Raw genomic sequence first — 15,262 nt, forward strand, 5'->3', positions numbered from 1 at the left:
CATCATCAGGAAGCCGATGGTGTCCATGCCGAGGTTACGCGCCGCCTCGATGTGCTGCTTCGAGACGTCCGCCTCGGTGCAGTGGGTGGCGATGCGGACCGAGCGGACGCCCAGCGAATAGGCGTGCTTCAGTTCTTCCACGGTGCCGATGCCGGGCAGCAGCAGGGTGGTCAGCGTCGCCTTCTTCACGACGTCGGCGACCGCCTCGATCCACTCCCAGTCGGTGTGGCGGCCGAAGCCGTAGTTGAAGGTGCCGCCGTTCAAGCCGTCGCCATGGGCGATCTCGATGGCGTCGACGCCGGCTTCGTCCAGGGCCTTGGCGATCGCCTGGACATGGGACAGGCCATACTGGTGACGAATGGCATGCATCCCGTCGCGCAGGGTGACGTCCTGGATGTAGAGCTTGGTCTTGGTGGGGTCGAGCGTAGCCATCACGCGACTTCCTTCAGCATCTTGCGGGTGGCGATCTTCTCGGCGGTGCGCATCCCGGCCGAGGTCATGATGTCGAGATTGCCGGCATAGGCGGGCAGGTAATGCGCCGCGCCCTCGACCTCGAGGAAGACCGAGGTCTTGATGCCCTCGAAGGTGCCGTGACCGGGGATATGCACCGGGTTGTTCGAGCCGAAATGCTCGAACTGCAATTCCTGCTTCAGGCGATAGCCGGGGACATAGGCCTGCACCCGCTCGATCTGTTCCTTCACCGCCTTGGTGATGGTCGCCTCGTCGGCGCCGGACGACAGGGTGAAGACCGTGTCGCGCATGATCATCGGCGGCTCGGCCGGGTTCAGGATGATGATGGCGCGGCCGCGGGCGGCGCCGCCCACCTGCTCGATGCCGTGGCGCGTCGTCTCGGTGAATTCGTCGATATTGGCGCGCGTGCCGGGGCCGGCCGACTTCGACGAGATCGAGGCGACGATCTCGGCGTAATGCACCTTGGCGACCGAAGAGACGGCGGCGACGATCGGGATCGTGGCCTGGCCGCCGCAGGTGACCATGTTCACGTTCTGCGCGTCGAGGTGGACGTCGCCGTTCACCACCGGGATGACATAGGGGCCGATGGCGGCCGGCGTCAGGTCGACCATGACCTTGCCCGCGGCCTTGCAGATGTCGTTGTGACGCTTGTGCGCGCCGGCCGAAGTGGCGTCGAAGACGATGCCGATCTCGGGCCATACCGGCAGCTTCTGCAAGCCGTCGATGCCCTCGTGGGTGATCGCGACACCCATCCGCTCGGCCCGCTTCAGGCCGTCGGATTCGGGATCGATGCCGACGAAGGCACCCATCTCGAGGACTTTGGAATAACGCATGATCTTGATCATCAGGTCGGTGCCGATATTGCCCGAGCCGATGATCGCGACCTTGATCTTCTCGCTCATCTGTTTCCTCCCGAACGTCGTGCCCGACCCGGCGGGCCGCGGCGACGAAGGGATGATTAGGCAGGAGCGCGGCGATGGGCAATTTACGCGCCGCCCGTCTGCTCATATTATGAGAAGATGGATTCTACCCCCGAGAACGGCTCCCAGGCCGTCGACCGTGCCCTCGCCCTCTTCGCGCTGGTCCTGAAGGACCGCGGACGCAGCTCCCTGGCCGTCCTGGCCGCGCGCCTCGACCTGCCGCTCTCGACCGCGCACCGGATGGTCGCAGCCTTCGTCCGCCAGGGCCTCTTGATGCGCGGCGCGCGCGGCCATTATGTCGCCGGCATGGCCCTGGTCGAGGCGGTGCCGGACCGCCGCAGCGCCCTGATCCAGGCCTCCCGCCCCCTGCTCCGCCGCCTCGCCCGGGCGGAGAAGCGCACCGCCCATCTCGGCATCCTTGAGGCCGACATGGTGACCTATCTGGTGAAGGAACAGGGCGGCGGGCCACCCGTCTTCACGCGCGAGATGATGCAGCTCGAAGCCTATTGCACGGGAATCGGCAAGGTCCTGCTGGCCGGGCTCGACGCACCGTTGCGCGAGCGCTATCTGGCCGCCGGCCCCTTCGTGCCCCTGACGCCGACGACGCTGACCGACCCGGCGGCACTGCGTGCCGAACTGGCCGCGGTGGCGCGCCAGGGCCATGCCGTGGACGATGCCGAAATGGCCGAGAACGTGCGTTGCCTGGCGGTGCCGGTGCATGACGGTACGGGACGGGTGATCGCCGCCATCTCGCTCTCCCGTACCGGCGGGGAAGCGAGCGGGAGCGACGATGCCGCCCCCCTGCTCGCCGCCATGACCGACTGCGTCGCCGGGATCGAGGCCAGGCTCTACGGTTTCGCGGCGGCGCGCCGGCCGTCCTGACTCATCACCCGCTGGCGGTAGCGCTGGGGCGTTTCGCCCAGATGGCGCTTGAAGACGATCGAGAAATGGCTCTGGCTGGCGAAGCCGACCTGGTCGGCCAATTCGGCGAGCTGGGTCCGCGTCGTCTGCAGCAGTTCGCAGGCCCGCTTGATCCGCCGGCTGGTGATATAGGCATGGGGCGTCATGCCGAATTCGCTGCGGAAGAAGCGGAAGACATAGGACGGGCTGACCGCGAAAAGGCGGGCGATCTCGTCGATCTCGATCGTGCGGTCCAGGTTCTGGTCGACGAATTCGAAAAGGGTGGAGCGGCGCAGCGACTGCTGGCCGTTCGACGGCTGCTGTAACGGTGCGCGGCGCAGCGCCTTCGCTTCGAGATGGCTGCACAGGGCTTCGATCAGCGTCTCGACATGCCTTTCGGCGACCTGATCTGCGCCCCCTTCCAGCTCGTCGATGATGGCGAGGCCGAGGCCGAGCGAGAGCGGGTCCGGCACCGCGAAACGCAGGTCCGCCATCAGCGCCTCCCCGGCACCGGGGGACAGCACATTCGCCTTGGGCACGAACTGGACGGTGAGCATGTCGAGCTCGCCGTCGATCCGCCAGACGATGCGCTGGTCGGCCGGGATGAACTGGGTCGAACCCGGGGCCGCGTCGCGCTCCGACCAGCGGTCGCCCTCGCGGTAGCGCGCGCCCGCCTTGCCCCCCAGCAGCACCACCACAGTCGGATGGCGCAGCGGCTGCATATCCAAGATGCCGACATGCCGGCGCCAGTGGCCGATCTTCATCGGCCTGTCGCCGGCGATCTCGTAACTCGATTCAGGGTCGATGCCGATCAGTTCCCGCGTATAGGCAAAATCCTGGCGAAAAACGTCCAGCATGCCCTTCCCCCCAATGTCCCCGGGCAGTCTTTGCGCCGCCGCAGTACCGCAAGATACGGGAAAGAAAGGCCGCTCGCCAGAAATATGAAAAACTCGGTTCAGCCCTATGAAAGATGGCAGCCGGTCTTCGCTGTTATCCATTCAAAAAAGAAGGCGGAGGAGAGAACGACCGGCCGGCCGACGCGGCAAACGCGCGGAACCGTGAGGTCACCCCGATAGCGACGGAGCGGGAGCGGATCCCGATGCGAAACGGCAGCCCGGCCATGTCGTGGCCCGCCGCGGCGCCATGCTCCATCGACCATCGGTAGAACCAATACAATTACAACAATCAAAGAGCGAGGGAGAGGGAGCGGGAATGAAGGGGATCACGGCATTTGCGGCAGGGTTGGTCATCGCAGCGGCGGGCGTAGGCCTCGCGCAGGCAAAGGTGCCCCAGGCGGAGGCGGACCGTCTGGGCAGGGACCTGACCATGACCGGGGCGATCAAGGCAGGGAATGCCGACGGTTCCATCCCGGCCTATGACGGCGGCGTCACCTCGCCCCCCGCAGGCTATACGCCGGGCATGCACCCGCCGAGCCCCTTCCCCTCCGACCAGATCAAATTCACCATCACGGGCAAGAACGTCGATCAATATGCGGCCAAGCTGACGGCCGGCCAGATCGCCATGCTGAAGCTCTATCCGAGCTACAAGATGAACGTCTACCAGACCCGGCGATCCTGCGCCCTGCCGGAACGGGTCTACGAGGCGACCAAGAAGAACGCCGCCACCGCGACCATGACCGACGACCAGAACGGCCTGAACGACGCCATCCTGGGTGTGCCCTTCCCGATTCCGAAGTCCGGCGTCGAGGCGATCTGGAACCACCGGCTGCGCTACCGCGGCTTCAAGTTCCGGCGCTATTTCGGCGGCGCCGCGGTCAACCGCGACGGCAGCTTCCTGCTCTACAAGACGCAGGACGAGGGCATCATCCACTATTCGGGTCCCGGCCTTTCCCAGATCGGCGACGTTTCGGATATCAAGCAGCTCAACAATATCGCGATTTCCTACCTGAACATCACGACTGCGCCAACCAGGCTCGCCGGCTCGATCATCCTGGTGCTGGACACCATCAACGCCAAGGAACTGCCGCGCCAGGCCTGGCAGTACAACCCGGGCACCAGGCGCGTGCTGCGCGCGCCCGAGCTCGCCTATGACAACCCGCTGATCAACTCGGACGGTCTCGCCACCACCGACCAGTTCGACATGTACAACGGGGCGACCGACCGCTACACCTTCGAGCTGAAGCCGACGGCCGAAAAATACATCGGCTACAACGCCTATGATCTGATGTCGGACAAGCATTCCTACAAGGAGCTGCTGACCGCCAGCCACCTCAATCCCGACCTGCAACGCTATGAGTTGCACCGGGTCTGGGTCGTCGACGCCAAGCTGAAGGACGGCATGCGCCACGTCTACGGCCGCCGCACCTTCTACCTCGACGAGGACAGCTGGAACCTGGTCGCCGCCGACCTCTACGACGGCCGCGGCCAGCTCTGGCGTAACCAGGAAGGTCCGCTGGTCAACTATTACGACATTCCGCTCTGCTCCTCGGTGACCGAGGTCACCTACGATCTGCAGTCCGGCCGCTATGTCGTGTTCGGCCTCAAGGGCGAAGAGAAGATGCTCGACTGGAACGTCAAGGATGTCGATCCCTCGATGTTCACGCCGGATGCCATCCGCCGCCTGGGGACGCGCTGAGCGCACACGAACGGGGGGACACCATGAGGAAGTTCAAGTTCGGAGGGCGGTCCGCCGCCCTCCTGACGGCGGCCTGCGCGCTCGGCGTCTCGGCCACCGCCCTCGCCTACGACTTCGAGATCGGTGAGGAGGTAACGGGTTCGGTCATCATGTCGCTGTCGACCGGCGCCCAGGTGCGCATGGCCGACCGCGACCCGCGCAACTACGGCTATTATTACGGCGGCGGCCTGATTTCCGCCGGCAACGACGACGGCAACCTGAACTTCGACAAATACGACCTGATCAGCCAGATCAGCAACGCCAAGGCCGAACTGTCGCTGAAGTGGCGGAACTACTCTATCTATGTGCGCGGCGCCGCCTTCTTCGATTCGGTCGCCGCCGAAAACCACCTGGCCGATTTCCAGGAACAGAACCGCGTCTATACCAGCGGCCGCTACCAGCCCAGCGCCAAAGAGAAGGCGGAATGGGGCGTCGACCTGCTCGACGCCTATATCAAGGCCAACTACGACGTCGGCGGCATGACGCTGACGCTCTCGGCCGGCAACCAGATCCTGAACTGGGGCGAGGCGCTGTTCACCATCAACGGCATCTCGGTGATCAATCCGATCGACGCCGCCAAGATCCGCGTCCCCGGCGCCGAGCTGAAGGACGCCCTGATCCCGGTGCCCCTGATCGACGCCAGCCTGCAGATCACAGACACGCTCTCGGTCGAAGCCTTCTACCAGCTCGCCTTCAAGCCCTTCAAGCTGGACGCCTGCGGCAGCTTCTTCTCCTTCACCGACAACTTCTGCGACGGCGTCGAATATTCCTCGAGCTTCACCGATCCGATGGACTCTCGGAGTTACACGACCGGCACCGGCCTGACCCCGACCGACTTCGACGACCCGAACCGGCAGATGATCGCGGTCAATGCCCCGATCACCACGAAGGACAAGGAGAACAATCACGATTGGGGCGTGTCGCTGCGCTATTTCTCGCCCGAGCTGAACAATACCGAGTTCCAGCTCTACTACGCGAATTACACCTCGCGCCTGCCCTCGCTCTATGCCACAGGGCCGAGGCAATATGCCGCCGGCACCGGCCAGGCCAACCTGGCCGCCCTGCCGGTGCCGCTGGTCCAGGGGCTTCTGGACCAGCTCGGCATCGACCAGCTCAATAGCCTGACCTCGGCCCTGTCCAGCCTGCTCGGCGGGCCGATCACCGATCTCGCGGGCGCCCTGACCAACCCGATCAGCGGTGCCCTGATCGATCCGTCCTTCGGTACCTCGCCGCGCTCGACGGTGCTGACCAACCTCGAGAACAGCGACCTCTACCTCTATTACCCGACCGATCTGCAGATGCTCGGCTTCGCCTTCAACACGACCTATGATCCGCTCTCGGTCGCGATCAATGCCGAAGTCAGCTACAAGCACGACGTGCCGATCTGGATCTCGGAACCGGCCTTCCTGGTGGCGCTCTACGACGCCGCCGGTGGCGTGCCGATCGACCAGGCCGCCCGGGCCAAGACGCCGATCTGCATCACCCCGGCCCTCTGTGTGCCCAACCCCCAGATCGCACCGCAGGTCGAGACGGGCTTCACGCCGAGCGTCAACAGCTACGATCCCGGCAACGTCGTCCGCCTCGACGAGCGCCACGACGTCTGGCAGGCGGCGGTGCGCTTCATGAAGATCCTGGGTGGCACCGATTGGGTTACCCGAGTGCTGGGCGCCAACCAGCTCTTCGCCCTGGTCGAGTTCGGCGCCCTCTATGTCGACCTGAACGACGGCACGCAATATGCCGCCTATGGCCAGAACGGCTTCAGCGGCTTCCAGACCCGGCCGCTCAATGTCGGCGGCCTGCAGGTCACCGGGCCGATCGACGCGACCAGCCTCGGCGACTATTTCCCGGCGACCTGGAAGAAGCCGACCAAATGGTCCGGCGGCGTGCAGGGCCTGGTCTTCTGGGATTACCCGAACGTGCTCGACGGCGTCACCATGACGCCCTCGATCGGCTTCGCCCACGGCCTGTTCGGCTCGACGCCGGCACCGACTCCCGGTTTCACCAAGAGCGTGACCTCGCTCAACTTCGCGGTGAAGTTCGACTACCTCGAGCATTGGTCGATGAGCGTGAACTACTTCAAGAGCTTCGGTGGCGGCGGTGGCGGCGGCGGTTCGCGCAACCCCTATATCGACCGCGACTTCGTCGGCCTCAACGTGACCTATTCGTTCTGATCACGAACCCGCACATCCGAGCCCCCACCTTCGGACGTGCCGCCTGCCCCGGCCCGGTGCCTGCACCAGGCCGGGGCGATCTTTTTGAGGGGCCTTTTTCAGGGGGGCGCCGGACCGTTGCCGCCGGGCCGGGAATACTGCTTTACTCTACATCGAGTCTTTGTGGGCCGGGGGAACACCAGGTGACGACGACAACGAGGCCGCGACAAAGACGGTCCCAACTGACACGCGACAAGGTGGCCAGCGTCGCCCTCGACCTGTTCAACAGCCACGGCTACACGCCGGTCACCACCAATTGGATTGCGGAAGCCTGCGGCGTCTCGACCGGCAGCCTCTACTACCATTTCCGCAATCGCGAAGACGTTCTCTGGCATCTGTTCCAGCATGTCGACGCGCTGGTGCGACCGCTCTTCGTGACGCCCGATTTCGCCGAGACAGGCATGGACCTGCTGCACCGCCAGCTCTCGGAAGTGGCGCCCATCCTGTGCGACTACCGCTTCTTCTTCCCCGACCAGAGCGCCATCCTGCGCCGCGACGCCCGGGTGGCGGACGCTTTCGCCGCGCTGCACGCCGATTGCGTCGCCGCCATGGACCGCCAGCTCGCCGCGACCCTGCGCCCCGCCGGCCCGGCCGCGCCGGACACGCTGGCGCTGGCGCGCAGCATCTGGATCCTGGTTACGGGCTGGGTCACCTATCTCTACATGCGGCGCGAGCCGGTCACGCCGGAGACGGTGGCCGGCGTGGCCCCCCTGATCGCCGGGCTGCTCGCCCCCTATGTCCCGGCCTGAGGCGCGGCTTGCACCGGCCGGCCGGCGGGCGCACAGTCGCCATACGGGCGGAACGCGACGCAAGGGAGGACAGACCGTGGTGGAGGCCCAGCCCCCCCGCATGACCGGCCTGGAGCCGCCCTCGCCCTTCGAGGCGGAGGGCGAGCGCGCCTGGATCGACGTCATCCGCAAGATGGACGAGACCTATGCCGATCTCGTCGCGCAGCAGGTCGAACTCGAGCGCAAGAACACCGAACTCGAGGAAGCCCAAGCCTTCATCGCCGGCGTGATGGCGGCGATGACCGACGTCCTCGTGGTCTGCGACCTGGCCGGACGGATCGAACAGGTGAACACCGCGGCCGAGCGGGCGCTGGGTCGGCGCACCGCCACACTCGCCGGCAGTGGTTTGGCCGACCTGGTCGAACCGCGCTCGCGACCGGCGGTCGAGATGCTGCTCGCGGCAGCGTTCCGGCACGAGCGCCTGTCGGACTTGGAACTGACGCTCTCCGGCCACGACGGCCCCTTCCCCGTCGCGGTCAATTCCTCGCTCCGCTACAACCAGCGGGGAAGGGCGATCGGCCTCGTCCTGGTCGGACGCCCTCTGGGCGAGCTCCGCCGCGCCTACCGCGACCTCGCCGCCGCCCACGAGCGCCTGAAGGAAGCCCAGCAGCAGCTGGTACATTCGGAAAAGATGGCCTCGCTCGGCCGCCTGGTCGCTGGCGTCGCCCACGAGCTGAACAACCCGATCTCCTTCGTCTATGGCAATGCCCACGCGTTGCGCCGCCACGCCGAACGGCTGATCGCCTATCTGACTGCGCTCCATGCCGGAAAGCCGGCGGCGGAGCTGGCAGCGCTCCGGGCCGAACTTCGCATCGACCATGCCCTGGCCGACCTGCCCGGCACGCTGGACGGCATCGGCGAAGGGGCGGAACGGGTGCGTGACATCGTGGCCGAACTGCGCCGCTTCGCCTCGGCCCAAAGGGGACCGAGCGCCCCTTTCGACCTCGGCCCCGTGCTGCGCGCCGCTGTCGCCTGGGTCGCCAAGGCCCAGATGCCGGGTCTCGAGACGGCGTTCGAATTCGAAGACGGGCTGACCGCCTTCGGTCAGGCCGGGCATGTCCACCAGGTGGTGATGAACCTGGTGCAGAACGCGATCGACGCCATGGCGGGCCGGCCCCAGCCGCGCCTGGTACTCGCCGGGCGGCATGAGGGTGATTTCGTCGTGGTCACCGTCGCCGATAACGGGCCGGGCATCCCACCCGACCTGCTGGCCCGCATCTTCGATCCCTTCTTCACCACGAAACCGATCGGCAAGGGCACCGGCCTCGGCCTTTCGATCAGCGACCGGCTGATCACCGACATGGGCGGCAGCCTTTCGGCCGACAATGCGCCGGAGGGCGGCGCCCGCTTCACCCTGCGCCTGCCCGCGGCAGAGAAGGTCGCATCGTGACCCGGCGCCTTTCGGTCCTCTGGTTGCAGTCGGGCGGCTGCGGCGGCTGTACCATGTCGCTTCTCTGCGCCGAGGCGCCGGATTTCTTCGCCACGTTGGAAGGCGCTGGTATCGACCTCCTGTGGCATCCGACCCTGTCGGAGGAGACGGGGGCGGAAGCCCTCGACCTCCTCGACGCCATCGTCGCGGGGACACGCCCGCTCGACGTCCTCTGCCTCGAGGGTTCGGTGCTGCGCGGGCCGAACGGCACCGGGCGCTTCCACATGCTGGCCGGTACCGGCCGGGCGACCGCGGAATGGCTGCGCCTGCTGGCGGCCAGGGCGCACCATGTCGTCGCCGTCGGCAGTTGTGCGGCCTTCGGCGGCATCACCGCGGGCGGCGCCAATCCGGCCGACGCCTGCGGCCTGCAATACGACGGGCGCCAGAAGGGCGGCCTGCTGGGCGCCGATTTCACCGCCGAAGGCGGGCTTCCCGTGATCAATATCGCCGGCTGCCCGACCCACCCCAATTGGGTGACCGAGACCTTGATGCTGCTCGCGGCCGAAGCCCTGGCGCATGGCGACCTCGACCATCTCCAGCGTCCCCGCTTCTATGCCGACCATCTGGTGCATCACGGCTGCACGCGGAACGAATATTACGAATACAAGGCGAGCGCCGAGAAACCCTCCGACCTCGGCTGCATGATGGAACATATGGGGTGTCTCGGGACCCAGGCCCACGCCGACTGCAACACCCGCCTCTGGAATGGCGAAGGCTCCTGCACGCGGGGCGGCTATGCCTGCATCAACTGCACGGCGCCCGAATTCGAGGAACCGGGGCATCCCTTCGCCGAGACGCCGAAATTCGCCGGGATCCCGATCGGCCTGCCGACCGACATGCCCAAGGCCTGGTTCGTCGCCCTGTCGTCGCTCGCCAAGGCGGCGACACCGGAACGGGTCCGCCGCAACGCCGCGACCGACCATATCGCCGTGCCACCCACGATCCACCAGCCTCGCAGGCGCTAGACCCGATGGAGGAAAAGCGCCTGATCGTCGGCCCCTTCAACCGGGTCGAGGGGGATCTCGAAGTCCAGCTCGAGGTGGCGGACGGCCGGGTCACCGCGGCCTATGTGAATTCGCCCTTGTTCCGCGGCTTCGAGCGCATCCTCGAAGGCCGCGACCCGATGGACGCCCTGGTCATAGCGCCGCGGATCTGCGGCATCTGTTCGGTCTCGCAATCCCATGCCGCGGCCCGGGCGCTGGCCGCCGCGGCGGGTGTCTCGGCTCCGCCGAACGGCGTGCTGGCGACCGACCTCATGCTGGCGGCGGAGAATGTCGGCGACCACCTGACCCATTTCAACGTCTTCTTCATGCCCGACTTCGCCCGTCCCGCCTATGCGGCACGACCCTGGTTCCAGACCGTTGAGGCGCGCTTCAAGGCGGGCCGCGGCACCGCACTGCGCCAAGCGGTGGAAGCGCGGTCCGGACTGTTCCACCTGTTCGGCATCCTGGCCGGCAAATGGCCGCATACGCTGACGATCCAGCCGGGCGGCGTGGCGCGTGCCCTGGACGCCAGGGACAAGGTACGCATCCTCGCCCAAGTCGGCGCCTTCCGCCGCTATCTCGAGACGACGCTCTTCGCGGCATCATTGGAACAGGTTGCGTCGCTCGGCTCCATCGCCGAGCTCGCGGCGTTTCGCGCGGCCGGCCGGGGCGGCGACTTCCGCCTGTTCCTGGAGATCGCCGAAGACCTCGGCCTCGATCGCCTCGGCCGGGCTTACGACCGTTTCCTTTCCTACGGCGCCTATGGCGGCGAGACGCCTCTCTATCGCCCGGGCACGCTCGCGGGCGGCATGCTCGCCGGCTTCTCGCCGGACGACATCGCGGAAGACCACACCAATGCCCGCATGACCGGGCGGGGCCACCGCCACCATCCCTTCGAGGGCAGCACCCTGCCCGATCCGTCGGACGAGACGGGTTACACCTGGTGCAAGGCGCCACGCCTCGCGGGCCTGCCCTACGAATGCGGCGCGCTGGCGCGCCAGGCGGTGGACGGCCAGGGTCTCGCTCGCGAGCTCGCGCTCACCCGGGGCGGCACGGTGGCGAGCCGGGTGATCGGCCGCCTGGTCGAAACGGCCCGCACGGTGATCGCCATGGAGACCTGGGTGAAGGCGATCGATCCCGCCGGCGACTGGTACTGCCGCGCCCCCCTGCCCGACCGGGCCCGCGCCTTCGGCCTGACCGAGGCGGCGCGCGGCGCCCTCGGCCATTGGCTGACCATCGACGAAGGGCGGATCGCGGCCTATCAGATCATCGCCCCGACGACCTGGAATTTCTCGCCGCGCGACAGCGACGGCGTGCCCGGCCCCCTGGAAGCCGCCCTGGTCGGCACCCCGGTCGAACCGGGCGAGCGGGTGCCGCTGGCGGTCCAGCATGTGGTGCGTTCCTTCGACCCCTGCATGGTCTGCACGGTCCACTGATGGGCTTGCGGCTGACCATCGCGGGCCTGGTGCAGGGAGTCGGCTTCCGCCCCTTCGTCTGGCGCCTGGCGCGGCGCTTCGGTGTGACCGGCAAGGTCTGGAACGACGGCAACCGCGTGCTGGTCGAAGCCTTCGGGCCCGAGGAGGCGCTGGCCCGCTTCGCCGCCGCGCTCGAGGCGGAGCCGCCACCGCTGGCCCGGATCGAGACCATCGAGCGCGAAGACTTGGCCGGCGACGCCACCGAATTCCGCATCGTCGAGAGCGAACAGGGCGCCGTCCGCGTCGGCATCGTCGCCGACATCGCGACCTGCCCCGCCTGCTTGGCCGAGATCCGCGATCCCGGCGCCCGGCGCTATCGCTACGCCTTCGCCAATTGCACCGATTGCGGTCCGCGCTTCTCGATCGTGCGCGGCCTGCCCTACGACCGCAGCCGCACCACCATGGCGGCATTCCCGATGTGCCCCGCCTGCCGGGCGGAATATGACGACCCGGCCGACCGCCGCTTCCACGCCCAACCCATCGCCTGCGCTGCCTGCGGCCCCCGGGCCTGGCTCGAAGCGATGGACGGAGGCGTCGCACCGGGCGATGCCGTCACGGCCGCCGCAGACCTGCTGAAGGCCGGCGGCATCGTCGCGGTCAAGGGCATCGGCGGCTTCCACCTCGCGGTCGATGCCGGCGACGAGGCGGCGGTGGCCGAGCTTCGCCGGCGCAAGCACCGGCCGGCGAAGCCCCTCGCCCTGATGGTCGCCGATCTCGCCATGGCGCGGGAGATCGCCATAGTCGACGACACGGCTGCCGCATGGCTGGGCCATCCTTCAGCGCCCATCGTGCTGCTGCCGGACCTGGGGCGCGTGGCGCCCTCGGTGGCACCGGGCCAGGCGGTGCTGGGGGTCATGCTGGCCTCGACGCCGCTGCACCACCTGCTGCTCGAAGCCGTGGGCCGGCCCCTGGTGATGACCAGCGGCAACCGTTCGAGCGAGCCGCAGATCCATGAGGATGCGGCGGCGCGAACCGGCCTCGCCGGCATCGCCGATGCCCTGCTGATGCACGACCGGGCGATCGCCCGCCGGCTGGACGATTCCGTGCTGCGCGTCGTCTCCGGCGCGCCGCGCGTGATCCGCCGGGGCCGCGGTTTCGCCCCCGTGCCCCTGCCGGGACCGGCGGATTTCGCCGAAGCGCCGCCGGTGCTGGCACTGGGCGGCGAACTCAAGACCGCGATCTGCCTGAGCCAGGGCCGCAACTTCCTGCTCTCCCACCATCTGGGCGATCTCGAAGAGCCGGCGACAGAAGACGCCTTCGAGACGGCGCTGGCCGATTATGCCGCCCTCTTCGCCCATCGCCCGACGGCGATCGCGATCGACGGCCATGGCGACTATCGCTCCAGCCGGTTGGGCCGGGCGCTGGCGCAGCGGGACGGATTGCCGCTGCTCACCGTGCAGCATCACCACGCCCATATCGCCGCCGCCCTGGCCGAGAACCAATGGCCGCGCGCGGCCGGCCCGGTGATCGGCATCGCCTTGGACGGCCTCGGCCTCGGCGCGGACGGCACGCTCTGGGGCGGGGAGATCCTGCTCGCCGACTATCGCGGGGCGGAGCGGCTGGCCCGCCTGCGGCCCACGGCCCTGCCCGGCGGTGCGGCCGCCATGCGCGAGCCCTGGCGCGTGCTGACCGCCCATCTGGCCGCCGCCTTCGGGGCCGAGGCGCCGGCGCTGATCGAGCGCCTCGGCTACGGCACTGGCAAGCCCGTGACCACGATCCTGGCCATGATCGAAAAGGGCATGAACGCCCCCCTGGCCAGCTCGACCGGGCGGCTGTTCGATGCCGCGGCCTGCCTGCTCGGCCTCGCTCCCGGGGCCATGAGCTTCGAGGGCGAGGCGGCCATGGCGCTGGAAGCGATCGCCGAGGATGCCGAAGCCTATCCGGATGCCTTCGGCACGGGCGCCGATCTCGACCCCACCCCGCTCTGGCGCGCCCTGCTGGCCGATCGCGCGGCCGGGGTCGCGGCGGGCACGATCGCCGGGCGCTTCCATGCCAGCGTGGCCGAAGGCTTCGCCGGCCGCGCCGTGGCGGCGGCCAAGGCGCGGGACATCGGTGCCGTGGCCCTTTCCGGCGGCGTGTTCCAGAACGCCCGCCTACTGGCCGAGACGATCGCCCGGATCGAGCAAGCCGGCCTCCGCCCCCTCGCCCCTTCGCTGGTACCGGCCAATGACGGCGGCCTCGCCCTCGGCCAGGCGGCCGTCGCCGCCGCCCGCCTGCTGGACGGGCGGTAAGCGACTTTCCGCCGCGGCCCGCAGGGGCAAAGCGCCTTACCGGCCCTGCCACCACAGCGATCGGAAAAGCCGAGGCTTTCCGCGCTTCGGCGAAGTTGGCACGGGACTTGCGCTTAATGCCCCACCAATAATGGGAGGGCGGCCAGTCATGGCTAAGCTTGAGACTTTCTATGAAGTGATGCGCCGGCAGGGGATCACCCGTCGCTCGTTCATCAAATATTGCTCGCTGACGGCGGCGGCGCTGGGCCTCGGCCCGGAATTCGCGCCGCGCATCGCCCATGCCATGGAAACCAAGCCGCGCACCCCGGTGCTGTGGCTGCATGGCCTGGAATGCACCTGCTGTTCCGAGAGCTTCATCCGTTCGGCCCACCCCCTGGCCAAGGATGTCGTGCTCTCGATGATCTCGCTCGACTATGACGACACGCTGATGGCCTCCGCCGGCCACCAGGCCGAAGCCATCCTCGAAGAGACGATCAAGAACTACGACGGCAACTTCATCCTGGCCGTCGAAGGCAACCCGCCCCTCAACGAAGACGGCATGTATTGCATCGTCGGCGGCAAGCCCTTCGTCGAGCAGCTCCGCCATGTCGCCTCCCACGCCAAGGCGGTGATCTCCTGGGGCGCCTGCGCTTCCTTCGGCTGCGTCCAGGCGGCCCGCCCGAACCCGACGCGGGCGACCCCGGTGCATCAAGTGATCACCGACAAGCCGATCATCAAGGTGCCCGGCTGCCCGCCCATCGCCGAAGTGATGACCGCCGTGATCACCTACATGCTGACCTTCGACAGGATCCCCGAGCTCGACCGCCAGGGCCGGCCGAAGATGTTCTACAGCCAGCGCATTCACGACAAATGCTATCGCCGGCCGCATTTCGACGCCGGCCAGTTCGTCGAGCATTTCGACGACGAAGGCGCCCGTAAGGGTTACTGCCTGTACAAGATGGGCTGCAAGGGCCCGACCACCTACAACGCCTGCTCGACCATCCGCTGGAACGAAGGCACTTCCTTCCCGATCCAGGCCGGCCACGGCTGCATCGGCTGCTCGGAGGAAGGCTTCTGGGACAAGGGTTCCTGGTATGCCCGCCTGACCGACATTCCGCAATTCGGCGTCGAAGAGAACGCCGATGTCATCGGCACCACCGTCGCCGGCGCCGCAGGTGTTGCGATCGCCGCCCACGCCGCCGTCAGCGCCCTGAAGCGCGCCCAGCACAAGGGTGAATGAAC

11 protein-coding genes and 1 pseudogene are annotated in these 15,262 nt (G+C 67.7%); 9 read left to right on the forward strand and 3 right to left on the reverse strand.

The window, feature by feature from the left end; all coding sequences use genetic code 11:
* Nucleotides 1-432 (reverse strand): annotated as a pseudogene (locus WC493_RS12505) (4-hydroxy-2-oxovalerate aldolase); the annotation flags it as partial.
* On the reverse strand, nt 432-1,373 hold the full coding sequence (locus WC493_RS12510) for an acetaldehyde dehydrogenase (acetylating) (protein WP_373065856.1): 942 nt from the start codon (nt 1,371-1,373) through the stop codon (nt 432-434). The gene WC493_RS12510 and the pseudogene WC493_RS12505, both read right to left, overlap by 1 nt.
* A gap of 117 nt (nt 1,374-1,490) precedes the next feature.
* On the opposite strand from WC493_RS12510, the gene WC493_RS12515 reads away from it, so the two are divergent.
* Nucleotides 1,491-2,273: an IclR family transcriptional regulator gene (locus tag WC493_RS12515; protein WP_373065857.1), complete on the forward strand. Its 783-nt coding sequence runs from the start codon at nt 1,491-1,493 to the stop codon at nt 2,271-2,273.
* On the opposite strand, the gene WC493_RS12520 is transcribed toward WC493_RS12515, so the two are convergent.
* Complete coding sequence (locus tag WC493_RS12520) at nt 2,240-3,148, reverse strand: helix-turn-helix transcriptional regulator (protein ID WP_373065858.1); 909 nt, start codon at nt 3,146-3,148, stop codon at nt 2,240-2,242. The two genes, WC493_RS12515 and WC493_RS12520, sit on opposite strands and share 34 nt — an antisense overlap.
* Nucleotides 3,149-3,503: 355 nt before the next feature.
* Between WC493_RS12520 and WC493_RS12525 the strand changes: the two genes are divergently transcribed.
* The 8 genes from WC493_RS12525 to WC493_RS12560 all read left to right on the forward strand — a co-directional run bounded on the left by WC493_RS12525 (nt 3,504) and on the right by WC493_RS12560 (nt 15,260).
* The gene (locus WC493_RS12525) at nt 3,504-4,886 is read left to right on the forward strand and encodes a DUF1329 domain-containing protein (protein WP_373065859.1); all 1,383 of its coding nucleotides are present in this window, start codon (nt 3,504-3,506) and stop codon (nt 4,884-4,886) included.
* A gap of 23 nt (nt 4,887-4,909) precedes the next feature.
* A complete protein-coding gene (locus tag WC493_RS12530) occupies nt 4,910-7,096 on the forward strand; it encodes a DUF1302 family protein (protein ID WP_373065860.1) in 2,187 nt (728 codons plus the stop codon).
* 236 nt (nt 7,097-7,332) lie between these two features.
* Complete coding sequence (locus tag WC493_RS12535) at nt 7,333-7,884, forward strand: TetR/AcrR family transcriptional regulator (RefSeq protein ID WP_373065861.1); 552 nt, start codon at nt 7,333-7,335, stop codon at nt 7,882-7,884.
* A 76-nt stretch (nt 7,885-7,960) separates the two neighbouring features.
* Nucleotides 7,961-9,313 (forward strand): sensor histidine kinase, encoded by a 1,353-nt coding sequence (locus tag WC493_RS12540; RefSeq protein ID WP_373065862.1) that lies wholly within the window; start codon nt 7,961-7,963, stop codon nt 9,311-9,313.
* The gene (locus WC493_RS12545; RefSeq protein ID WP_373065863.1) at nt 9,310-10,317 is read left to right on the forward strand and encodes a HupU protein; all 1,008 of its coding nucleotides are present in this window, start codon (nt 9,310-9,312) and stop codon (nt 10,315-10,317) included. Before WC493_RS12540 ends, WC493_RS12545 begins: the two co-directional genes overlap by 4 nt.
* A 5-nt stretch (nt 10,318-10,322) precedes the next feature.
* A complete protein-coding gene (locus WC493_RS12550) occupies nt 10,323-11,771 on the forward strand; it encodes a nickel-dependent hydrogenase large subunit (protein WP_373065864.1) in 1,449 nt (482 codons plus the stop codon).
* A complete protein-coding gene (gene hypF / locus WC493_RS12555; RefSeq protein ID WP_373065865.1) occupies nt 11,771-14,041 on the forward strand; it encodes a carbamoyltransferase HypF in 2,271 nt (756 codons plus the stop codon). The genes WC493_RS12550 and hypF overlap by 1 nt, the downstream gene beginning before the upstream one ends.
* A gap of 148 nt (nt 14,042-14,189) precedes the next feature.
* Entirely contained in the window at nt 14,190-15,260 is a 1,071-nt protein-coding gene (locus tag WC493_RS12560; RefSeq protein ID WP_373065866.1) for a hydrogenase small subunit, read from the forward strand.
* Nucleotides 15,261-15,262: the final 2 nt, after the last annotated feature.

The organism is Zavarzinia sp. (assembly GCF_041650655.1).
GTDB lineage: Bacteria > Pseudomonadota > Alphaproteobacteria > Zavarziniales > Zavarziniaceae > Zavarzinia.